This window comes from Pseudomonas sp. EL_65y_Pfl2_R96 (genome assembly GCF_963970905.1).
Classification (GTDB): domain Bacteria; phylum Pseudomonadota; class Gammaproteobacteria; order Pseudomonadales; family Pseudomonadaceae; genus Aquipseudomonas.
Map to the genome: position 1 here is coordinate 1 of NZ_CAXAQH010000425.1, position 358 is coordinate 358.

Consider the following 358-nt stretch of genomic DNA (forward strand, 5'->3'; position numbering starts at 1 on the left):
CAATCAGGATGTCGATCAACAGCTGCACCACCATCATCGACACCGCTTCGGCGGTTTTGCCGGCGATTTCGCTCGGTGGCAGCATGTCCAACCACAGGCTGGCGCAGCGCACCAGCAGGCACAGCGCGGCTTCGTCACTGGCTAGCAACTGGGCTTTTTCCATGACATCCGGTGCGGTTTTGGCGAGCCTCTCCAGCTCTGCGACGCTTTCACCCAACCGCTCTGCGAACCTCGCCGGATCCTTGAGAATGTCCGACAGCAGGCTGATGCCGTCCCACACACCTTCAATGGCCGCCCAACTGCCCGCGAGCATTCCATTGCCTACAGCCACCGAAGACGATTGCGACCACTTCGGCTT

The 358-nt window shown here is 60.6% G+C and carries 1 protein-coding gene; it reads right to left on the reverse strand.

All coding sequences use genetic code 11. The annotated features are described in order from the left end of the window. On the reverse strand, positions 1–358 hold a 358-nt coding region (locus AACY49_RS31390; protein WP_339528255.1), incomplete at both ends, for a hypothetical protein.